This window comes from Microbacterium cucumeris, from assembly GCF_058349845.2.
Genome location: NZ_JBYRIZ020000001.1, coordinates 24,215 through 44,969, shown reverse-complemented (window position 1 = coordinate 44,969; position 20,755 = coordinate 24,215). Strand labels below are relative to the sequence as shown.

General features: G+C 68.8%; 24 protein-coding genes. 17 read left to right on the top strand and 7 right to left on the bottom strand.

The window, feature by feature from the left end:
* Positions 1-13 precede the first annotated feature (13 nt).
* The 3 genes from AC3RXZ_RS00250 to AC3RXZ_RS00240 are packed head-to-tail and all read left to right on the top strand — an operon-like array spanning position 14 to position 3,038.
* On the top strand, positions 14-817 hold the full coding sequence (locus AC3RXZ_RS00250; protein ID WP_491493484.1) for an ABC transporter ATP-binding protein: 804 nt from the start codon (positions 14-16) through the stop codon (positions 815-817).
* Positions 817-1,893 carry an LLM class flavin-dependent oxidoreductase gene (locus AC3RXZ_RS00245; protein WP_491492810.1) on the top strand — a complete coding sequence of 359 codons (1,077 nt, stop codon included), beginning with the start codon at positions 817-819 and terminating at the stop codon, positions 1,891-1,893. The genes AC3RXZ_RS00250 and AC3RXZ_RS00245 overlap by 1 nt, the downstream gene beginning before the upstream one ends.
* Positions 1,893-3,038, top strand: coding sequence for an enterochelin esterase domain-containing protein (locus AC3RXZ_RS00240; RefSeq protein WP_491492809.1), 1,146 nt, complete (start codon positions 1,893-1,895; stop codon positions 3,036-3,038). The genes AC3RXZ_RS00245 and AC3RXZ_RS00240 overlap by 1 nt, the downstream gene beginning before the upstream one ends.
* Positions 3,039-3,041: 3 nt before the next feature.
* Here AC3RXZ_RS00240 and AC3RXZ_RS00235 read toward each other — a convergent pair whose 3' ends face one another.
* Entirely contained in the window at positions 3,042-3,248 is a 207-nt protein-coding gene (locus AC3RXZ_RS00235; protein ID WP_491492808.1) for a hypothetical protein, read from the bottom strand.
* Positions 3,249-3,395: 147 nt separating this feature from the next.
* Between AC3RXZ_RS00235 and AC3RXZ_RS00230 the strand changes: the two genes are divergently transcribed.
* On the top strand, positions 3,396-3,599 hold the full coding sequence (locus AC3RXZ_RS00230; RefSeq protein ID WP_491492807.1) for a hypothetical protein: 204 nt from the start codon (positions 3,396-3,398) through the stop codon (positions 3,597-3,599).
* The gene (locus tag AC3RXZ_RS00225; protein ID WP_491492806.1) at positions 3,592-4,710 is read left to right on the top strand and encodes a baeRF2 domain-containing protein; all 1,119 of its coding nucleotides are present in this window, start codon (positions 3,592-3,594) and stop codon (positions 4,708-4,710) included. Before AC3RXZ_RS00230 ends, AC3RXZ_RS00225 begins: the two co-directional genes overlap by 8 nt.
* A 3-nt stretch (positions 4,711-4,713) precedes the next feature.
* Here AC3RXZ_RS00225 and AC3RXZ_RS00220 read toward each other — a convergent pair whose 3' ends face one another.
* Positions 4,714-5,340: an SGNH/GDSL hydrolase family protein gene (locus tag AC3RXZ_RS00220; protein ID WP_243226079.1), complete on the bottom strand. Its 627-nt coding sequence runs from the start codon at positions 5,338-5,340 to the stop codon at positions 4,714-4,716.
* 122 nt (positions 5,341-5,462) lie between these two features.
* On the opposite strand from AC3RXZ_RS00220, the gene AC3RXZ_RS00215 reads away from it, so the two are divergent.
* Together AC3RXZ_RS00215 and AC3RXZ_RS00210 are read left to right on the top strand one after the other, a co-directional pair.
* On the top strand, positions 5,463-6,104 hold the full coding sequence (locus AC3RXZ_RS00215) for a DedA family protein (protein WP_491492805.1): 642 nt from the start codon (positions 5,463-5,465) through the stop codon (positions 6,102-6,104).
* Positions 6,105-6,147: 43 nt separating this feature from the next.
* On the top strand, positions 6,148-6,657 hold the full coding sequence (locus tag AC3RXZ_RS00210; protein WP_491492804.1) for an O-acetyl-ADP-ribose deacetylase: 510 nt from the start codon (positions 6,148-6,150) through the stop codon (positions 6,655-6,657).
* A gap of 9 nt (positions 6,658-6,666) precedes the next feature.
* Here the strand turns inward: AC3RXZ_RS00210 and AC3RXZ_RS00205 are convergent, their stop codons facing one another.
* On the bottom strand, positions 6,667-6,978 hold the full coding sequence (locus tag AC3RXZ_RS00205) for a DUF7882 family protein (RefSeq protein WP_243226083.1): 312 nt from the start codon (positions 6,976-6,978) through the stop codon (positions 6,667-6,669).
* Between the two features lie 9 nt (positions 6,979-6,987).
* On the bottom strand, positions 6,988-7,632 hold the full coding sequence (locus tag AC3RXZ_RS00200) for a UdgX family uracil-DNA binding protein (RefSeq protein WP_491492803.1): 645 nt from the start codon (positions 7,630-7,632) through the stop codon (positions 6,988-6,990).
* A gap of 143 nt (positions 7,633-7,775) precedes the next feature.
* Here AC3RXZ_RS00200 and AC3RXZ_RS00195 point away from each other — a divergent pair, with 143 nt between their 5' ends.
* Complete coding sequence (locus AC3RXZ_RS00195; RefSeq protein WP_243226086.1) at positions 7,776-7,940, top strand: hypothetical protein; 165 nt, start codon at positions 7,776-7,778, stop codon at positions 7,938-7,940.
* A 5-nt stretch (positions 7,941-7,945) separates the two neighbouring features.
* Here AC3RXZ_RS00195 and sigJ read toward each other — a convergent pair whose 3' ends face one another.
* A complete protein-coding gene (gene sigJ / locus AC3RXZ_RS00190) occupies positions 7,946-8,902 on the bottom strand; it encodes an RNA polymerase sigma factor SigJ (protein WP_491492802.1) in 957 nt (318 codons plus the stop codon).
* A 126-nt stretch (positions 8,903-9,028) separates the two neighbouring features.
* A complete protein-coding gene (gene qcrB, locus AC3RXZ_RS00185; RefSeq protein ID WP_491492801.1) occupies positions 9,029-10,651 on the bottom strand; it encodes a cytochrome bc1 complex cytochrome b subunit in 1,623 nt (540 codons plus the stop codon).
* Positions 10,652-10,836: 185 nt separating this feature from the next.
* On the opposite strand from qcrB, the gene AC3RXZ_RS00180 reads away from it, so the two are divergent.
* Together AC3RXZ_RS00180 and AC3RXZ_RS00175 are read left to right on the top strand one after the other, a co-directional pair.
* Positions 10,837-11,139 (top strand): antibiotic biosynthesis monooxygenase family protein, encoded by a 303-nt coding sequence (locus tag AC3RXZ_RS00180; protein WP_491492800.1) that lies wholly within the window; start codon positions 10,837-10,839, stop codon positions 11,137-11,139.
* 54 nt (positions 11,140-11,193) lie between these two features.
* A complete protein-coding gene (locus AC3RXZ_RS00175) occupies positions 11,194-11,559 on the top strand; it encodes a nuclear transport factor 2 family protein (protein WP_491492799.1) in 366 nt (121 codons plus the stop codon).
* Between the two features lie 54 nt (positions 11,560-11,613).
* On the opposite strand, the gene AC3RXZ_RS00170 is transcribed toward AC3RXZ_RS00175, so the two are convergent.
* Positions 11,614-12,051, bottom strand: a complete 438-nt coding sequence (locus AC3RXZ_RS00170) for a hypothetical protein (RefSeq protein WP_491492798.1) — start codon at positions 12,049-12,051, stop codon at positions 11,614-11,616.
* Positions 12,052-12,277: 226 nt separating this feature from the next.
* On the opposite strand from AC3RXZ_RS00170, the gene AC3RXZ_RS00165 reads away from it, so the two are divergent.
* Genes AC3RXZ_RS00165 through AC3RXZ_RS00135 form a run of 7 tightly spaced genes read left to right on the top strand, consistent with a single transcriptional unit; the run spans position 12,278 to position 20,732 of the window.
* A complete protein-coding gene (locus AC3RXZ_RS00165) occupies positions 12,278-13,921 on the top strand; it encodes an ABC transporter substrate-binding protein (protein ID WP_243226092.1) in 1,644 nt (547 codons plus the stop codon).
* A complete protein-coding gene (locus AC3RXZ_RS00160) occupies positions 13,918-14,997 on the top strand; it encodes an ABC transporter permease (protein WP_243226094.1) in 1,080 nt (359 codons plus the stop codon). The genes AC3RXZ_RS00165 and AC3RXZ_RS00160 overlap by 4 nt, the downstream gene beginning before the upstream one ends.
* A 4-nt stretch (positions 14,998-15,001) precedes the next feature.
* Positions 15,002-15,910 carry an ABC transporter permease gene (locus tag AC3RXZ_RS00155; protein WP_243226095.1) on the top strand — a complete coding sequence of 303 codons (909 nt, stop codon included), beginning with the start codon at positions 15,002-15,004 and terminating at the stop codon, positions 15,908-15,910.
* Between the two features lies 1 nt (position 15,911).
* Positions 15,912-16,949, top strand: coding sequence for an ABC transporter ATP-binding protein (locus AC3RXZ_RS00150; protein WP_243226096.1), 1,038 nt, complete (start codon positions 15,912-15,914; stop codon positions 16,947-16,949).
* Positions 16,949-18,022, top strand: a complete 1,074-nt coding sequence (locus tag AC3RXZ_RS00145) for an ABC transporter ATP-binding protein (protein ID WP_491492797.1) — start codon at positions 16,949-16,951, stop codon at positions 18,020-18,022. The genes AC3RXZ_RS00150 and AC3RXZ_RS00145 overlap by 1 nt, the downstream gene beginning before the upstream one ends.
* A complete protein-coding gene (locus tag AC3RXZ_RS00140) occupies positions 18,019-19,104 on the top strand; it encodes a LacI family DNA-binding transcriptional regulator (RefSeq protein WP_491492796.1) in 1,086 nt (361 codons plus the stop codon). The genes AC3RXZ_RS00145 and AC3RXZ_RS00140 overlap by 4 nt, the downstream gene beginning before the upstream one ends.
* Positions 19,101-20,732: an FAD-dependent oxidoreductase gene (locus AC3RXZ_RS00135; protein ID WP_491492795.1), complete on the top strand. Its 1,632-nt coding sequence runs from the start codon at positions 19,101-19,103 to the stop codon at positions 20,730-20,732. Before AC3RXZ_RS00140 ends, AC3RXZ_RS00135 begins: the two co-directional genes overlap by 4 nt.
* Positions 20,733-20,755: the final 23 nt, after the last annotated feature.

Here is a 20,755-nt window from a genome sequence, read left to right as displayed (position 1 = left end):
GCGAAAGGACGACATGACCACGGCATCCGCCCTGCACGCGCAGGACATCACGCTCTCCTACGATTCGCGGCGCGTGTCGCAGGGCCTCGACGTCGAGATCCCGGCAGGCGAGGTCACCGTCATCATCGGGCCGAACGCGTGCGGCAAGTCCACGCTGCTGCGTGCCCTGTCGCATCTGCTCACGCCCTCGACAGGCCGTGTGCTCCTCGGCGACGCGGACGTCCGCTCGTTCTCGCCGAAGGAGCTGGCCCGGCGGCTGGGGCTTCTGCCGCAGTCCTCCACCGCGCCGTTCGGGATCACGGTCGCCGACCTCGTGGGCCGCGGCCGCTTCCCGCATCAGCGGATGCTGCAGCAGTGGTCGCTCGAGGACGAGGAGGCGGTGCGCCGAGCAATGGCGGCGACCGGGACGGCGGATCTCGCCGACCGCGCCGTCGAGGAGCTCTCCGGAGGCCAGCGCCAACGGGTGTGGATCGCGCTGCTGCTGGCGCAGGACGCCCCGGTCATGCTGCTGGACGAGCCGACGACCTTCCTCGACATCGCGCATCAGCTCGACGTCCTCGAGCTGTGCCGCAGACTCAACCGCGAGGAGGGCCGGACGATGGTGCTCGTCCTGCACGATCTGAACCAGGCGGCGCGGTACGCCGACCACCTCGTCGTCATGAAGGACGGCGCGCTCGCGGCATCCGGTCGACCGGCCGACGTCCTGACCGAGGAGCTCCTCGCCGACGTCTTCGGGCTCACCGCCCGCGTGCTGGCGGACCCGGTCTTCGGAACGCCGATGGTCATCCCCATCTCCAGCTCCGCGGAGCACCGCTGATGCCGCCGCTCACGATCGGTCTCTCCCTGTCGGCCACGTGGCTGCGCGGCGGGGCGTGGCGGGCGGCGTCGAGCCGAGCCGAGGAGCTGTTCTCCGCCGGTCCCTTCCTCGACGCCGCCCGTCTGACCGAAGAGGCCCACCTGGACTTCCTGTTCAAGCCGGACGCCCTCAGCCTCGACCCGGCGACGGTCGAGAACGGCCCCGGATTCAGCTCGCTCGACCCGGTCGTCCTCCTGGCGCTGATCGCGTCGGCGACCCGGCGCATCGGGCTCGTGCCGACCGTCTCGGCGACCTACGCGCACCCGCACACCGTCGCGCGTCAGCTGCAGTCTCTGGACCGGATGACCGGCGGGCGCGTCGGATGGAACGTCGTGACCTCGCTCGGCGGCGCGGAGAACTTCGGGGAGCAGGCACGACCGGACGACGTCTACGCGAACGCCGCGGACTTCGTCGCCGTGGTGGAGCAGCTGCGGCAGACCTTCCCCGCCGACGCTCTGCTGATCGACCGGGAGCACGGCCGCTTCGCCGATCCGGAGCGCCTGTCCCGCGTCGCCCCGCGGGGCCGGTACGACTCGGCGGGTCCCCTGACCGTGGCGGCCGTCGGGGACGCCCCGTGGCCGCTGCTGCACGCCGGCGGGTCGCCGTCCTCCCACGCCTTCGCACGGGCGCACGCCGACGCGGTGTTCGCGATGACGGCGTACCCCGCCGAGGCGGCCGCTCTCCGCGCCGCGCTGAACGCAGGAGACGCCGATCGGAAGGTCCGCATCCTCCCGGGGCTCTCGCTGTGCCTCGCCGACACCCGCGCTCGGGCCCGAGCGCTCGCCGAGGACACGGGAGACTCCCCCGCTCACGTGCGGCACTGGAGCATCGTCGGCACGCCGCAGGACGCGGTCGATGCCATCCTGCGCTGGCACGGAACCGGCGCGATCGACGGATTCATCGCGCTGCCGACCGGATCATGGCGGTCACTCGAGCTGTTCTGCCGAGAAGTCGTGCCCGAGCTCGCCGCAGCCGGGGCATTCCGAACGCACTACTCCGCGACGACACTGCGCGGCCACCTTCAGGAGAACCGATGATGAGCACCCTCGACAGCCTGCGCTCAGCCGTCGCAGCGGCGCCCGGAGACCGATCGGCCCTCGTCGACGCGTTCTGGGCCGGCCCCGCACGGCGCACGCCGATCGTCGAGGAGGTGCCCGAGCATCCGGACGAACGGCAGGTCACCTTCCTGTGGCGGGACGCCGACGCCCACGCAGTGCTGCTGACGGTGAACAAGATCACCCTGAGCGCGGCGGACGGGCTGATGGAGCGCATCCACGGCACCGACGTGTGGTTCCGCACCTTCCGGCTCGGCTCGGACTGGCACGGCAGTTACACGATCCTGCCGCTGGATGCCGCGGGGCTCGCAGAGCTCGAGGAGATGGAATCGCGGTGGGCGATGCGCACCGTGCGCGAGCAGGGCCGGACAGATCCGCGCAACCCGCTCACGATCGGCACGCACGGCGGGGCGGCGTCCGTCGCCGAGCTCCCGCAGGCACGGGCGGCGGAGTGGACGGATGCCGTGCCCGACCGTCGCGGAACGTCCACCGAGCATCGGCTGCCCAACGGCCGCCGGGTATGGCTGCACCGTCCTGCCGGCGACGACGGCTCGGTGGCTCGCCCGCTCGTCGTGATGCTGGACGGCGAGATCTGGCAGCGCGGTGGGGACGCGGCTACCGCCGTGGACGCGCTGCACGCGGCTGGGTCGATCCGCACGCCGTATCTGCTGCTCGTCGACGCCGAGGGTGCGCGCCGCATGACGGATCTGCACATCGACGGGGACATGAGCACCGAGATCGCCGAGGTGCTGGTGCCCTGGGCGCGGTCGACGGTGCCGGTCAGTGATGACCCCTCCGATGTGATCGTCTCGGGTGAGAGCCTGGGAGGTCTGACCGCGCTGAAGACGGTCTTCGATCACCCCGACGTCGCGGGTGCGGCACTGGCGCAGTCCTCCTCGCTGTGGATGCACGACATGCTCGAGCGGGCGACGAACGCGACGCCCGTGCGTCTGTTCCTCACTGCCGGACGTCACGAGGACGGGCTGATCGAGCCGAACCGCGTCCTCGTCGCGCACCTGGGCTCGCTCGCGCACGAGCACGTCTTCCTCGAGTTCAACGGCGGCCACGACATCGCGTGGTGGCGCGTTCTGTGGGCGGACGGCATCCGGCACCTGCTGCCGCGCTGACGCTCAGTCGTCGTCCCAGCGCTCCTCGTCGGGAACGTCGATGGACTGCTCCAGGGCGTCGACGATGTCCGCATCGGTGCTCGCGGCATCCGGATACCGGTCGTCGACCGGCTCCTCGGCATCCTCCGGGTCGTCCACCAGCTCACGCTCCTGCTCCCAGCGGTCCGGCAGCGGAGCCTCCTCGTCGATGGAGTCATATGGATCGCGCATCGCTTCCTCCCCTCACGGTCTGTGCTTCCAGGATGCCCCGTGCCGACGGGATCCGCGAGGGGTAGCGCGGACCGGCGGCGGCGTCAACCGGGTCCGTTTTCGACGGAGCCCGACCTACGGTTGCCGGAGACGATGAAGGGAGCAGAGATGAGTGACGCAGAACGCGGGAACACGAAGCACGGTCCCGCCCTCGATGACCAGATGGAGCAGGAGACGCGCGGACTCGTTCAAGGACACGGCCGGCCTCATGCGGAGGAGTTCCGCGGGACCGAGCCCCTCCCGGACGACACCGATCGCGACGACGTGGAGCGGGCCTTCACCCACGAGGATCCGGATGCCGAGCATGACTGATCTCACGCGGATGGCCTCTCTGCTGCGGGATTCGGGACCATGGACGGTCGCCTACGTGGACGGGGCGGGCGATGAGCCGCAGGTGATCGAGGAGAAGAAGCAGGACTCGGTCCGACGCCGGCTGGACGAAGAGGGCGCCCCGCCCGCGGACGTCGAGGCGGTCGCGACGGCGCTGCGCGACGGGGCGGGTCTGCCGTCGCCGTCGTCGCGCTACATCGTGGTCGTCGATGGAGCCGTGGTCCTGGACAGCGCGCTGAGCGGACGGCGTCACGGCGAGGAGATCCTGACCCACGGCCCCGTGCCGCCGTTGCGACCGCTCCTGCTGCACGGCTCGGCCGATGTCGGGTACCTCGTGGTCGAGGCGGGACGAGAAGGCGCTCAGCTGCGCTGGGAGCGCGCGGAGCGCTCCCCCGAGCCACCGCAGGAGGTGGAGGGCCGCACGGACGCTCTACCCAAGGTGCAGGCCGGCGGGTGGTCGCACGCGAAGCACCAGCGCGCCTCGGAGGAGATCTGGAAGCTCAATCAGCGCGAGGTGGCCGAGGCCGTCGACACCGTCGTCCGCGAGCGTCAGCCCGCGTTCGTCGCGCTCGCCGGCGACGTCCGCGCACGGCAGCTCCTTCGGGACGACCTCGCCGACGCGAGCAGGGCGCTCGTCCTCGACGTCGACGCGCACACGCGGGCCGACGGCGCCGACGACTCCGCCCTCGAGGATGCGATCGCCCGGCGACTGGCCGAGCTCGAGACGGAGGATCTCTCGACCTCCAGGAGCCGGGCGCGCGTCGATCACGGCAGCCACGGGGTCGAAGGGGTTGAGCCGGTCCTGCGTGCTCTCCAGGAGGCCGCGGTCGACACGCTCGTGCTGGATGAGCGGATGTGGGACGACGAGCGGACGCTGGATGCTCTGGCGGATGTCCCGTGGGTCGACGACGGGGATGCGCTGGGAGTCGGCTCTCTCGGCCGCGTTCCCGCGGCCGAGGCGCTGGCCCGTGCCGCCCTGCTGACCGACGCCGACGTGCTCGTCGAACAGGACGAGTACGCGGCGGAGGACGAGGCGCGCGAGCAGCGGCCGGTCAGGGAGCCTCTCGCCGTGCTGCGCCGGCCCGCCGCGTGAGCGTCAGGCCCGCAGCAGGGCGGAGGCCCCGTCCAGCCACGCCTCGGCGATGATGCGGTGACCGTCCGGCGACGGGTGGATGCCGTCGCCGGCGATCGCCTCGGGGCTGCTCTGCTCGCCGTGGCGGGCCAGCAGATCGTCGAGCGGGATGAAGGTCGCGCCGAACTCCGCCGCGAGGCGCCGCTCGATCGCGATCTTCGGATCGAGATCCTCGCGGAAGCGCAGCTTGTCGGCGACGGGGAGCAGGAACGGTTCGAGGATCACGAGCGATGCCCCCGCGCGGTCGCGGATGCCGGTCAGGATCGTCCGCAGGTTCGCCTCGAACTGCTCGGGACTCGTCGCGTCGTCGTCGTCGTAGCGGCGCCACACGTCGTTGATGCCGATCATGATGGTCACGACGTCCGGGTTCTCGTCGATGCAGTCCGCGTCGAGGCGGTCGATGAGGTCTCCCGTGCGGTTGCCTCCGATCCCGCGGTTGACGACGCGGATCTCGGGGTGCTCCTGCGCCAGGTGCTCCGCGATCACGCGGACGTAGCCGTCCCCCAGCTCCTGCGGGTCCGTGCGGCGGCCGGCATCCGTGATGCTGTCGCCGTAGAAGAGGATGGTGCGGGGGCGAGCGTCGCTGCTCATGTCTGGGGATTCCGTTCCTGTCGGGATTCGCTTCGGTGCCGGCACAGGCACCGCGCGCCATCCTATCGATTCACCGGCGGCGCTCTGCGATCACTCAGCTTGGCTCCCCTAGCGTTGTCGACATGACGTCGAGCGCCGAGAACCTCAACGCCATCGCCGCGTGGGCGGTCTCGCTGATGGAGACGCTGGGCGGCCCCGGAGCCGGCCTCGCGATCGCCCTGGAGAACCTGTTCCCGCCGCTGCCGAGTGAGATCATCCTGCCGCTCGCAGGGTTCACGGCGCACCAGGGGTCGCTGAGTCTCGTCGCGGTGCTCATCTGGACGACGGTCGGCTCGATCGTCGGTGCCCTCGCCCTCTACGGCCTCGGGGCGTGGCTGGGTCGTCGCCGGCTGTACGCGATCGCCGAGCGGATGCCGCTGATCAAGATCGAGGACGTGGAGCGTGCCGAGGCGTGGTTCCTCAAGCACGGCTCGAAGGCCGTGTTCTTCGGGCGCATGATCCCGATCTTCCGCAGCCTGATCTCGATCCCGGCCGGCATCGAGCGGATGCCGCTGATCCGCTTCACCCTGCTCACGACGGCGGGCAGCGCCATCTGGAACACGATCTTCGTGATGGCCGGGTACCTGCTGGGCGCGAACTGGCACATCGTCGAGGACTACGCCGGCATCTTCCAGAAAGTCGTCATCGCGGCTGTCGTGATCGCGGTCGTCGTCTGGGTCGTGCTGCGTGTCCGCCAGATCCGGCGCGACCGCGCCGCGGTCTGAACGCTCCCCACCGCTCGCGCCGCGAACGCGGCAGAATGAGGCCGTGGTCCATCTGACGGCGGTTCTCGGCGACATCACGACCCAGGATGTCGATGCGATCGTCAACGCCGCCAGCACGGCGATGCGCGGTGGTGGAGGCGTGGACGGGGCGATCCATCGTGCCGGCGGCCCCGGCATCCTGGCGGACTGCATCCGGCGGTTTCCCGACGGACTGCGAACGGGAGACGCCGGATGGACCACGGCGGGCGAGCTGCCGGCGCGTTGGGTGATCCACACGGTCGGGCCGGATACGCGTGCGGGGCAGACCGATCCGGCGCTGCTGGAGTCGTGCTATCGACGCGCGCTCGCGATGGCCGACGAGCTGGGCGTGCGCACGATCGCCTTCCCGCTGATCAGCGCGGGGATCTTCGGATGGCCCCGTCAGGATGCTGCGGCGATCGCCGTCCGGACCATCCTGGGCACGCCGACGCGCGTGAGCGAAGCGCGCCTCGTCGCGTTCGACGACGCGGCGCGGGCACTCATCGAACGCGAGCTCTCCGCACAGACCGGCTGAGGCTCGGCGTCACTCCGGCCCGTCGATGACCTCGTCGACCAGGGCGATGCCTCCCGAGGTGTTGGCGGAGTTCATCAGGTCCTGGATCCAGCGGGCGTTGAGCTCGGGCGGCTCGGGCTCGTCGAAGATGAACTGCATAGGGATCGACGGGTGCAGCCAGATCGTCGAGCGCCCGGGCGGTTGGCCGTCCGGATGCCGCCAGGACAGCGTGAACCCCTCCTGACGACGCAGCTTCGTGGTGATGACGACCTTGAGGTGCGCGAGTGCCCGATCGTCGAGGACGATCGGGTGGTCCTCGCTGTCGTAGATGAGCTTGCCCATGCAGGAACGCTACGCCCTCGGCCCCCTGGCCGCGACCCGAAGATCGGCGATGAACGCGTCGAACGCGGCCTCCCTCGCCGAGGAGTCCCGCACCCGCAGGATGCTGGACGGATGCACGGTCACGACGACGGGGGCGAGGAGGCGCTCGGGCTCCTCGATGACGTGCCCTCGGGCATCCCCGATCGTGACGCTCCGACCGAACAGCGAACGGGCCGCGGTCGCGCCCATGCCGACGATGATCTCGGGCTTCACCTCGCGGATCTCGGCGTCCAGCCAGGGGTGGCACGCCACGATGTGCGCGACACCGGGCTTCTGATGGATGCGGCGCTTCCCGCGCGGCTCGAAGCGGAAGTGCTTGACGGCGTTGGTGATGTAGGTCTCCGTCCTGTCGATGCGGGCGGCCTCCAGGGCATCGGCGAGGACGCGGCCGGCGGGACCGACGAAGGGCTCTCCGGCGAGGTCCTCGCGGTCACCGGGCTGCTCGCCGACCAGCATGATCCGTGCGGAGGAGCTTCCCTCGGAGAACACGACCTGCGTGGCGTCCTTCCACAGCTCGCACCCGCGGCACTCGGACGCCGCTGAGCGCAGCTCATCGATCTCGGTGGAGCGCGGCAGCCAGTGCTCGGCGCCTGGGCGCTCGGGATCCTCAGCCATGACGCCACCCTGCTCACACGCTCCGGCTTCGACCAGGGGGTTGCGCCGGCGAGGATTCTCCTGGCCGGCGCCCGCGGTGTCAACGGGCGAGACGGATCCTCGCGGAGCGTCCAGGCTGAAGCCATCCACGAGAGGAGACGATCATGTCCGACCCCCAGGCCCTCCCGGACGACGAGCGGCGCGTGGACGCCGAGGGCGTCGATCCCGACATCCCGACGACGGGCGGCCGTCCCGACCCGGACGACACGTCACCCGGCGAAGAGGAGGACGAGGACGACGACCGGATCGAGGTCGAGGACCTGCCGTGAGCGGGTCATCGTCCGGGCACTGACGGAGGTGACGGCGGACGCCAGCGGTCCAGTTTCCGCGGGTTGCGCACGGCCCACACCCGACTGATCCTCCCGTCCTCCGTCGTCACGAAGCTGACGACGGCCAGCGTGCGGTCCCGACTGTCGGCCGCGACCAGTCCGAGCTCGCCGTTGACGACCTCCTCGCGGATGACGACGTCGGGCTGTCGCTCGAGAACGCCCAGGAAGAAGGTCGCGATCGCCTCAGGGCGGTGCAGCGGTTCGAGCGACGCGGAGACCAGACCACCGCCGTCGGTGATGGCGGTGGCGTCGGGATCGAGCACCTCGATGAGTCCGGCGAGATCTCCGGTCTGCCACGCGAGTTTGAAGGACTGCACGGCCGCCGCGTGCTCGGCGCGTGGGACAGGAGTCCGCTGCTGCTCGCGCACGCGCCGACGTGCCGACGATGCGAGCTGCCGGCACGCGGCGGGCGACCGACCGACGATCTCCGCGATCTCGCCGAACGTGTAGCGGAAGACGTCGTGGAGGATGAACGCGACCCGCTCGGCGGGCGTCATGGACTCCAGGACGATCAGCAGGGCCATGGACACCGAATCGTCCAGGGTGACGCGCTCGGCCGGATCGAGCGTCGTGGATCCGTCTTGGCTGCTCCATCGGTTCGCCGCCGGGACGGGTTCGGGGAGCCATTCGCCGACGTACTGCTCACGACGGGCGCGAGCGCTGCCGAGCATGTCCAGACCGACCCTGCTGGCGGTCTTGATGAGCCAGGCACGCGGATGCGCGATGCTGCGACGCTCCTCGTCGCTGAGTCGATACCACCGGATGTAGGTCTCCTGCACCGCATCCTCGGCATCCGCGAGGGAGCCGAGGAGACGATAGCTCAGGCCCAGAAGGACGCTTCGTTCACGGATGGCGTCTCCGATCTCCGGCGGCTCGCCGGGGCGTGGTGCGATTTCCGACATCGTCCTCGTTCCTGTCGTCGGAGCATCCGTGGCTGGAGACCCGACCAGATCACGGTACGTCGAAAGGAGGACGAGATGTCCTGGCGAAGTGTGAGGTGGCGGTGCGCGAACCGGACCGGGGGGCGATCATCGGTGCTCCGCCGGCATCGTCGCGATGTCGCGCGGCGCCTCCGACGCCGGGGAGCCGGAGACGGATGTCGTGACGGGGAGGATGCGGTCCTCGAAGAACCAGCGGGACAGGCGCGCACGCGCACGCTCGCTCCACCGGATCCTGCCGTGCGCGTCGGGACGGACCATCGCGGGCATGGGCGATTCGTGGTCAAGCAGCCTCCACCGCTCGTAGGAGCTGACCGGCGCGTGCACCTCGACGTACCGGCCTCCCGGAATGCGGACGATTCTGCCGGTCTCGTAGCCGTGCAGCAGGATGTCGCGGTCCCGGCGCTGCAAGCCGAGGCAGACCCGCTTCGTCAGCAGGAATGCGACGACGGAGCCCAGGAAGAGGGCCGCACGAAGCGCCATGATCAGGCCCTCGTTGCTCAGCGACAGGTGCAGCGCGATCACGTCGCTCCCACCGGCTGTCCAGAGGACCCCGTAGAACACCATTCCGGCGACGCCCAGTCCGGTGCGCGTCGGCGCGTTCCGTGGTCGCGCGAGCCAGTGCTGATCCTTCCTCTCCCCTGTGATCCATCCTTCGATGAAGGGGTAGATCATCGCCGTGAGGAAGAACAGCGTCACGAGCCCGATCGGCACCAGGACCGCGATTGTCCACGTGCGGCCGAACAGGACGACCTCCCAGCCCGGCGGCACGAGGCGCTGCGCACCGTCCAGCGCGGCGAGGTACCACAAGGCCCCGCCGCCTGCCGAGGCGACGGCAGGATCGGACGGGCCGTACAGCCAGATCGGATTCACCGTGACGGTGGCCGCGGTCACGGTCAGCGCGCCGAACACGACCGCGAACAGACCACCGGACCGGACGGCGGCGACCGTGACCGGTCGACCGACGACAGTGTGCTCGGTCCGCCCCGGCCCGGGGAACTGGGCGGGGCGCTGGACGACGTGAAGCAGGCCGATCACCACGATCATCAGCACGGTGACGGCGGGGAGGATGATCACGTGCAGCGGATACAAGGTCTCGATCGCACCACTGGGGAAACGCCCCTGGAAGACGAGGAAGGAGAGCCAGGTTCCGAGGACGGGCACGGCCTTGAGCAACCCGTCCATGACCATCAGGCTCGTGCCGGACAGGGCATCGTCGGGAAGGAGGTGGCCGGTCAGCCCGGCGGCCATCGTGACGAGGAGGACGCCGAACCACAGCAGCCATGTCAGTTCGCGCGGACGTCGGAACGCGGCGGTGAAGAACAGGCGCAGGAGGTGCAGCATAATGGCGGCGACCATCGCCGAAGAGCTCCAGTGGTGAAGCTGGCGGATCAGCAGGCCACCGCGGATCTCGAAGGAGATCGCGAGAGTCGACTCCAACGCGCGCGACATCTCGATGCCTCGTAAAGGCTCGTAGATCCCCTGATACGTGACCGTCGCCGTGGACGGGGTGTAGAAGAGCATCAGGAAGACACCGGTGAGGATGCACACGACGAGGCTCGCCACGGCGATCTGCCCGAACAGCAGCGACCAGTGATCCGGGACCACCCGTTGCCGCCAGGCGAGGACGCGCGTGCCGAGCCCGGTGCGCTGCTCCCACCACTGCGCCAGCTGGTCTATGCGCTGCGTTCCTCGATGCTCCGAGCGAATCACCGGTGTCCCTTCCTCGCACGGCCGGTCGTCTCGACCGGCTCGGGAGGAGGACGACGCAGACCCGCCGAGCGTCAGGCGGGAGTCGGCACCGGCTGATCGCCTGACAGATCACTGCCCTGTCTCGTCTCCTCCGCAGCACCGCCGATCGCGTCTGATCGTGCGTCGCTCAACAGAAGGAGGAAGAAATGTCCCACCCCGTCACATTCATCAACGTCGTCGACGTCGACCCCGCCCGCCACCAGGAGCTGGTGGACCTGCTGGTCGAAGGCACCGAGCTGGTGATCTCCCGACGTCCCGGATTCATCTCGGCGACGCTGCTCGCGAGTCTCGACAAGACACGGGTCGTCACCCTCGCGCGCTGGGAGAGCAGCGACGATGTGAAAGCCACCCAGGCCGATCCGGAAGCGGCCGCCTACGCCACACGGACCGCTGCGATCGCGCAGCCGCGGCCCGGGCTCTTCGCGGTGGTGGGCGAAGTCACCGCGTGACGACCGCCGGGTCCTTTCGTAGGGTGGAATGCCCAGCGACCGAAGGAGAAGACTGTGCTCGATGAGCTGCTCGACCTCGAACACCAGGGCTGGAGATCACTCTGCGACGGCACAGGAGCGGAGTTCTACGGCGACATCATGACGAGTGACGGCGTGATGGTGCTGGCCCACGGCCAGATCCTGGATCGCCGCGCCGTCGTCGACTCGCTGAACGACGCTCCGGCGTGGCGGACGTACGACATCGCCGAGGCGCGACTCATCGGGCTGGGCGACGATCACGCGATCCTCGTCTACACCGGTCGCGCGTATCGCGACGGGGAGGAACCGGCGTTCGTCGCGCTCATGTCCAGCGTCTACACCCGCCGGGACGGGAACTGGCGACTCGCCCTGTATCAGCAGACGCCTGTTCCCGCCCCATAGGAGTCACGCCGACCGGCGCTCACCCGCCTCGTCGCGTCCCACGCGCAGGGGCGGTCAGCCGGCGGCCTTGGCCACCCAGGCGGCGATCAGCTTCTCCTCCTCGATGCCGAGAGGGCCCTTGATGGAGTACGAGCTGGGCCACATGACGCCGTCTTCGAGCTTCGCCCCCGCTTCCGAACCGAGGGTGTTGTAGGCCGTGCCGTACTTCTGGGCGGAGTGGAAGAAGACGACGACCTTGCCGTCGGCGTTGACCCAGGCCGGCTGCCCGTACCAGGTCTTGGCGGTCAGTGCCGGGGCGACCCGGGTGACGATCGCGTGGATGCGCTCGGCGATGACGCGCTGATCATCGGGCATCGCAGCGATGCTCGTCAGCAGGTCCTCGAGGCCGGCAGCCGCCTTCTTGCCACCCTTCTCCGCGCGCAGCTCGGCAGCGCGCTCCTTGATCGCGGCGCGCTCCGCATCGCTGAATCCGCCCGTTCCGTTGTCGGCCATGGCCCTTCCCTTTCTGTCGGAGACCGGTCCTCCCAGGCTACGAATCACAGCCGGGGACGTCTTCTTCATTCCTGATCGATTCCACTCTTGACACCGCGGGAAGGCGCTGGCTATCGTCGTGCTCATACGTAGAAGCATCCGAGACTTTCTCTGAGCCTTGCTATTCATACGTATGAGCACGACCCGAAAACGCCGACAGCACCGCATCCAGTCAAGGGAGACAGGAATGTCCAGAACGTCACGCACCCTCGCCGTGGCCGCAGCGCTTGCACTCGTCGTGGGACTGAGCGCGTGCTCGCCCGGGACAGCCAACTCGAGCGCCCGGACCGACACGATCGTCTACGGCAAGTCAGACGGCGGTACGACCTACGTCCGCAATTACAACGTGCTCGGCCCGGCCACGGAGAAGGCTCCGAACGCCGAGCTCATCTACGAGCCGCTCGCGCGGGTCGACTACAGCGACGGCGCCCTCGTGAAACCGTGGCTCGCGGAGTCGCTCGACTTCGACGCCGCCGGCACCACGCTCACGATCACCCTGCGCGACGACGTGACGTTCTCCGACGGCGAGGCGTTCGATGCCGACGACGCCGCGTACTCTCTCTCCCTCCCGCTCGACAACCCCGCACTGAATCTCGCCGGGGTCACGTACACGTCAGTCGAGAAGGTCGACGAACACACCGTCGCCGTCGCGTTCGACTCGCCGTCCTTCGCCGCACTGAACCAGTTCGCGTCGAGTTCGCTGCCGATGGTGCCGAAGCACATCTGGGAAGAGCAGGACCTCATGACCTGGACGAATCCCGATCCCATCGGGACCGGGCCGTTCACGCTCGACGCCTTCGCGGCGCAGCAGGTCACGCTCAAGGCGCGCGACGGGTACTGGGGAGGCAAGATGCCCATGACGTACTTCAAGATCCTCGCGACGAACGGCGAGACCGTGAAGGCGCAGCTGCTCCGCGGCGACGTCGACTGGGCACCCACCGGCTGGCCCGGCGCCGAGGACGAATTCGTCGCGAAGAACCCGGAGACCAACCTCTACCAGCTCTATGCCACCGGCGGCGCGTACTCGATGATGTACAACACCGCACAGGCGCCCTTCGACGACGCGGATCTCCGGACGGCGCTCGCGCTGTCGATCCCACGCTCCGACATCACCGCGACGCTCAACCGCCCCGGCACCGAAGCGGGTCCGACAGGTCTCGTCGATCAGATCTACAAGGACTGGATCGCCCCCGAGTACCTCGGCGTCGTGCAGGAGGTGGACGAAGATGCCGCCCAGGCCGCGCTTGCCGCGAGCGGCTACGACGTGGTCGACGGCGCCCTCGTGAAGGACGGGAAGACCTACACGCCGCGTCTCTCCTTCAATCAGGACTTCGGCTGGAACGCCTATGCGGACATCATGATCAACAGCTGGAAGAAGGTCCTCGGCATCACGGTGACCCCCGCCGGCGCTCCGGGCGCCACGCTCTACGAGCAGCAGAAGGCAGGCGATTTCGATCTCACGATCGCAACGACGGGCGGTGCAGGCGTGTACGGCGTCTACAGCTTCCTCGACAGCCGCTACGTCGAGCCGATCGGGACGCCCGCCGCGACGAACATCGGCCGTTGGAACGACCCCGAGACCGACGAAGTCCTCGCAGGCATGACTCAGGCCGCCGATGAGGAGACGATGAAGTCGCTCGCACTCGAGATGCAGAGGATCGTCGTGAACGAGGTCCCCTTCACCCCGCTTTACAACTCCTACTGGTTCGTCGACGTGAACGCCTCGAACTGGACGGGCTGGCCAACCCCGGAGGACTTCACCGCCGTCCCCTTCCCCAGTCTCGGCCCCGACACGATCCTCACGCTGCTCTCGCTCGAGCCCGCATCATGACGACGACCGCCAGCGAGGCCGGGGTGGGGGCAGCCGACGTCGCGCCCACGCCGGCATCCGGGAAGCCCAAAGCACGCAAGCGGGGCAGGTTCCTCGCCCGCCGCCTCGGCTTCTACCTCGTCGCAGCCTGGTCCGCGATCACCCTCAACTTCGTGATCCCGCGCCTCATGCCCGGGGATCCGTCGGCCGCCATCATCGATCAGCTCGAGCGGGTGAGCGGGCAGTCGCTGCCACCGGAGACACTCGTCTCGATTCAGAGTCTCTTCGGCAACCCGGACGACAATCTGTTCGAGCAGTACGTGGCCTACCTCGGCCAGCTGGCCCGTTTCGATCTCGGCGTGTCCATCGTCAACTTCCCGGTGCCCGTCGCCGAGCTCGTGGCGGCGGGTCTGCCATGGACGCTCCTGCTCGTCGGCACCACCACGGTCGTCGCGTTCGTGCTCGGAACCGCCCTCGGGGTCGCAGCGGGATGGCGTGCCGGCACACGCTTCGACGCGATCGTCACCCCGCTGACGACGTTCCTCTCGTCCGTCCCCTATTTCTGGGTGGCCCTGCTCGCCCTCTGGGCGTTCGGCTTCGTCCTCGGGTGGTTCCCGCTCGCCGGCGGCTACGACCCGAACATCCCGATCTCGTTCGACCCGGCCTTCCTCGCGAGCGTGCTGCAGTACGGCGCCCTGCCTGCAGCGACGATCGTGTTCTCCGCCTTCGGCGGCTGGATGCTCGGGATGCGCAACATGACCGTCACGACCGTGGGAGAGGACTACGTCCTCCTCGCCCAGGCGAAGGGTCTCTCGCCGGCCCGAGTGCGCTGGCGTTACGCCGCCCGCAACGCGATGCTGCCCCAGTTCACCGGCTTCGCGATGGCGCTGGGCGGAGTGGTCGGCGGCGCGCTCCTCACGGAGATCGTCTTCAGTTATCCCGGCATCGGGTACCTGCTGTTCTCCGCGTTGCAGAAACGCGACTATCCCGTGATGCAAGGTGTGTTCCTGCTCGTCACTTTCACTGTGCTCGTCGCGAACCTCATCGCCGATTCCGTGTATGTCTGGCTCGATCCCCGTGTCCGAGAGGAGCGCTGAGGTCATGAAGTACAACATCTTCGGAAACGGCAAGGTGGCCTTCGGTGTGGCCCTGCTCTCCTTCTTCGTGCTCCTCGCGGTCCTCGGTCCGTGGTTCACCAGTTCCGTGCTGGGTCTGGATGCCCGCGCCAACGACATCTCCGCCATCGCGGCTCCGCCCAGCGCCGATCATCCGTTCGGCACGACGCAGTTCGGCCAGGACGTGCTCGCGCAGGTGATCGAAGGTGCGCGCGGCTCGATGTTCGTCGGCTTCCTCGGGGCGATCATCGGTACCGCGATCGCGGTGCTCGTCGGTGTTCCCGCCGGTTACTTCGGCGGCACCACCGGTAACGTCCTGAACTTCCTGACGAACCTCTTCCTCGTGATGCCCGTGCTGCCACTCATCTTCGTGCTCGCCGGCTACCTGCAGGGAACCGGTCTTGTCATGATCGCGTTCATCATCGGCGTTTTCGGCTGGGCCGGCGGAGCGCGCACGTTGCGCGCTCAGGCCATGAGCGTGAGCAATCGTGACTTCGTGCAGGCCATGCGCATGCTCGGTGAGTCCGACCGCCGCCTCATCTTCACCGAGGTGATGCCGCACCTGTACGGCTGGATCGCTTCGATGTTCCTCGGCGGGCTGATCGGAGCCGTGATGGCCGAAGCAGGCCTCGCATTCCTCGGCGTCTCCGACTCATCCGCGATCAGCTGGGGAACGATGATCCAGGCCGCACAGCAGCAGAGCGCCGTGCTTCGCGGGCTGTGGTGGTGGTTCGTGCCGCCGGGCCTGTGCATCGCACTGGTCGGAACCGCAGCGGCACTCATCAACTTCGGTGTGGACGAGCTCGCGAACCCGAAGCTCCGCTCTGCATCCCGCCGCGTCGTGAAGCGCACGGCCGCCGTGCGTCGCGCCGCCCTCGTACCGGAAGGAGTCTGACGTGACGATCGCTCAGACGATGCGCGACGACGAGCCCGCCCTCACGACGGCATCCGAGATCGTGCTCGAAGTCGACGGCCTGTCCGTGGAGTACGCGAGCGCCGGGGCGCCCGTACTCGCATGCACCGACGTGACCTTCCAGCTGCGACGCGGGGAGATTCTCGGCGTCGTCGGCGAGTCCGGCTCGGGGAAGTCCACACTCATCACCGCGCTGACCCGCCTGCAACGACCGCCGGCAGTGACGACGAGCGGTCGGATCGTGTTCCATCCCCAATCAGGGCGTCCCGGCATCGACCTCCTGAAGCTCCCGCCGCACGCACTGCGAGCGCTGCGCTGGACCAGCCTCTCGATCGTCCTGCAGAGTGCGATGGACGCGCTCAACCCCGTCATGCGTGTGGGCGAGCAGTTCGTCGATGTTCTCCGCGTCCACGACCGCTCGATGAGCCGCGCAGCCGCGTGGACGGAGGCCAGACGGCTGCTCGGCCTCGTCGGAATCTCCGCCGACCGCGCCCGGAGCTACCCGCATGAGCTCTCCGGCGGCATGCGCCAGCGCGCCACGATCGCGCTCGCGCTGGCGTGCCGCCCCGAGCTCGTGGTCATGGACGAGCCGACGACCGCCGTCGACGTCGTCATGCAGCGGCAGATTCTCGCCCAGGTGCTGCGGCTGCGACGAGAGTTCGGTTTCGCCGTGGTCTTCGTGACGCATGATCTGTCGCTGCTCCTCGAACTGGCAGATCGGATCGCGGTGATGTACGCCGGACGGATCGTCGAACTCGCCTCGGCCGAGGACCTCTATCGGACGCCGATGCACCCGTACACGAAGGGCCTGCGCGACTCGTTCCCTCCCCTGCACGCGCGGCTCGAGCGCCTTGAAGGCATCCCTGGGACGCCGCCCGACCTCCGTGCCTTGCCTTCGGGGTGTCCCTTCGCACCGCGCTGCCCCGCGGTGATGGATGGATGCCACGAAGCGCTCCCCCGCCTGACCGCGCATGGCGACCGCTCGGTCGCCTGCCATCTCCATGACGAGGAGTTCATCTGATGACCGAGCCCGTCCTCGAAGCCGTCGACGTGGCGAAGCACTTCGCCGTCTCCAACTCCGTCGGCGACTCCTCCGTCGTGCGGGCTGTGGAGGGTGCCAGCATCCGGCTCGAGCCGGGGCGCATCACCGCCGTCGTCGGCGAGAGCGGCAGCGGCAAGACGACCCTGGCCCGCCTGCTCGCCCGCTTCTACGAACCGACCTCCGGACAGATCCGACTCGACGGCGTGCCCGTCGTCGGGGACGGCATCCGCGCCAAGACGGTGCCGAAGTCGTATCGGAAGGCGGTTCAACTGATCTTCCAGGACCCGTTCGGGTCGCTGAACCCGCTCCATCGCGTGCGCCACAACCTGGAGCGCGCCGTGCGCCTGCACCACCGGGGTCTGGGCCGGACGGAGATCGATCGGCGACTGGCGAGCCTGCTCGAACGCGTGAGCCTCACGCCGGCGAGCGAGTATCTGGACAAGTTCCCGCACGAGCTCTCCGGCGGTCAGCGCCAACGCGTCGTCATCGCACGCGCCCTGGCGGTCGAGCCGCGCGTCCTCCTCGGGGACGAGCCGATCTCGATGCTCGACGTGTCCATCCGGCTCGAGATGCTGAACCTGCTCGACAAGCTGCGGCGCGAGGACGGACTCGCACTCCTGTACATCACGCACGACATCGCCAGCGCGCGCTACCTCTGCGACGACATCGTCGTGATGTATGCGGGCCAGATGGTCGAAGCAGGACCGAAGGACGCGGTCATCTCAAACCCGCAGCATCCTTACACGAAGCTGCTCGTCGAATCCTCGCCCGATCCGCACCGCAGCTCCGCCGTGGACCGCGACGAGATCTTCGGGGCCGCGGACGAACTCGGCGAGCCGCCGAGCCTCATCGATCCGCCGTCGGGCTGCCGCTTTCATCCGCGCTGCCCCTTCGCGATGGAGAAGTGCCGCACCACTCCCCCGCCACGCACGGGACTCGCCGACGGCCGGTGGGCGGACTGCTGGCTTCACGAAGAGGGACGGGCCGATGAACTCGCCCAGGCCACGATGACGGAACGCATCACAGGAAGACTGACGGAGGAACCCCGATGACCAGCACGAACGGACGCCAACGCGCGGCCAGGCAATCGGATGTCGCGGCGCTCGCCGGGGTTTCCCAATCGGCCGTGTCCCGCGTGATCAGCGGTGACGCCGACTCCCGGATCCCCGAGGAGACGCGCCGTCGGGTCCTCGACGCGATCGCGACGCTCGGGTACGTGCCGAATCCGATCGCACGGAACCTGCGTGGGAAGCGCACACAACTGCTCGGTGTGCACACGTTCGAGGCGCTCTTCCCCAACGCTCGCGAGAGCTTCTACTTCGAGTTCCTCCTCGGCATCGAAGAGCGTGCGGAGGAGACCCGGCACGACCTCGTGCTGTTCAGCTCGACCGGTGACGGCGGCGGGGCGCGGAAGATCTACCGCGACGAGACCAATCGACTCACGATCGCCGACGGCAGCGTGCTGTTGGGCATGTCCCCTGATCGCGACGAGCTCGCCCGGCTCTGGCACGAGGGCTATCCCTTCGTCCACATCGGTCGGCGCGAAGTGCTCGGCGCCCCGTTCCCGTGCATCATTCCGGATTACCGACGAGCGTCCGCCGAGATCGTCCGCCGGTTGCACGACCATGGACACCGATCCTTCGCCTTCATCCGCGAGTCGATCGAGGGCGAACCGTACGAGGACCGTCGCGACGGTTATCGTTCTGCAGTCGCCGAGCTCGGCATCCACGATTCCTCTCCCGGATTCGTCTCCGACGAGAGCGGACTGTCGGATGCCGTCATCGAGAGCTTCGTCGACGGCACCGTCACGGCCGCCGTCGTGGAGAGCGAGCGGATCGCGGAGACTCTCCGCGGGAAGCTCACCGCCCTCGGCCTGTCGATTCCAGCCGATGTGTCCGTCGCGGTCCTCGAGGACACCTCCGGCGCCGGCGTGCGATGGGACGACCTGCGCATCCCGCGTAAGGAGATCGGACGGATCGCGGTCGAACGGCTGATCGAGATGGTCGATGATCCGGATGCTCCGCGGGAGAGCGTGCTCGTGGCGTGCACCGTGATGCCGGGCGAGACGATCGCCGCCCCTCGCGGCTCGGTGCTGCGAACCGCACCGTCTACGTCTGATGGGACGCAACGATGACCCCGGCCGTACCCGACCTCCTCGTCGTCGGCGGCGGCGTCGGAGGTGTCGCTGCCGCACTCACCGCTGCCCGGCTGGGTCGCCGTGTCATCCTGACGGAGGAGACCGACTGGCTCGGCGGGCAGCTGACGAGCCAAGCCGTCCCTCCGGACGAGAACGCGTGGATCGAAGAGCCGTCCACGAGCCCGGGTTACGCCGAGTTCCGCCGACGCATCCGCGATTACTATCGCCGGAACTATCCCCTCACGTCCGCCGCCGCGGCAGCGCCGATCCTCAATCCGGGGCTCGGCGTCGTCAGCCGGTTGTGCCATGAGCCGCGCGTGGCTCTGGCTGTGATCGAGGAGATGCTCGCACCCTGGATCGCATCGGGCCGACTCGAGGTGCTGTTGCGGCATCGTCCCGTCGCCGTGGAGGTGGATGGCGACCGGGCACGGTCCGTGATCGTCCGCCGCGCCGACGGAACCGAGCGGGAGCTGTCTGCTCCGATCATCGTCGACGCGACGGAACTCGGTGATCTCCTGGCGCTCGGAGACGTCGAGCACGTGATCGGTGCGGAGGGGCGCGGCGACACCGGCGAGCTGCACGCGCCCGAGGCTGCCGATCCTCTCGATCAGCAGGCGATCTCCTGGTGCTTCGCACTCGAGCACCGCCCGGGCGAGGACCACGTCGGCGATCGCCCGGCACGGTACGAGCACTGGCGCACGCATGTGTCCCCCTTCTGGCCGGGCCCGCAGCTCTCGTGGACCGACGTGAATCCGATCAGCCTGCGCGTGAACACGCGCCCGCTCTTCCAGTTGCGGCCGACCCCGGACGTGCCGTTCGACCTCTGGCGCTTCCGTCGGATCCTCGCGGCAGAGAACTTCCGCGAGGGGACGATCGACGCGGATGTCACCATCGTGAACTGGCCGCAGATCGACTACTGGGAGGCGCCGATCCTCGGGGTCGATGAGGACGCCGCCGCACGTGCGCTGACGGCCAGCCGGGAGCTGTCCGCGTCGTTCCTCTACTGGATGCAGACAGAGGCTCCCCGCGAAGACGGGGGCACCGGATACCGGGGCCTGCGCCTGCGTGGCGATGTGACCGGCACCGACGACGGCTATGCCAAGGCGCCGTACATCCGCGAAGCGCGTCGAGCGATCACGGAGTTCCGTGTCCTCGAGCAGCACGTGGGCGTGGAAGCGCGGGGTCCCGGGATCGGCAGCGAGATCTTCGCCGACAGCGTCGGAATCGGCCACTACCGCATCGACCTGCACCCGAGCACTTCGGGGCGCACCTATGTGGACATCGAGGCCTACCCCTTCCAGATCCCACTGGGCGCGCTCCTGCCTGTGCGGGTGGACAACCTGCTGCCGACTGCGAAGAACATCGGCACGACGCACATCACGAACGGCTGCTACCGGCTGCATCCCGTCGAGTGGGCCATCGGCGAGGCCGTGGGTGCGCTCGCGTCGTTCGCACTCGAACGCGGTCTTCCGCCGCGCGCCGTACGCGCGGACGCCGATCTGCTGGACGACTATCGACGACTGCTCACCGATCGTCTCGGTGTCACGCTGCGGTGGCCCGAGGAGGTGCGCACGCATCACTGGAGACCCGATCCGGTGGATGCCGAGGACGTTCCGGTCCGCTGAGACCGGGACTCGTCCGCCGCAAC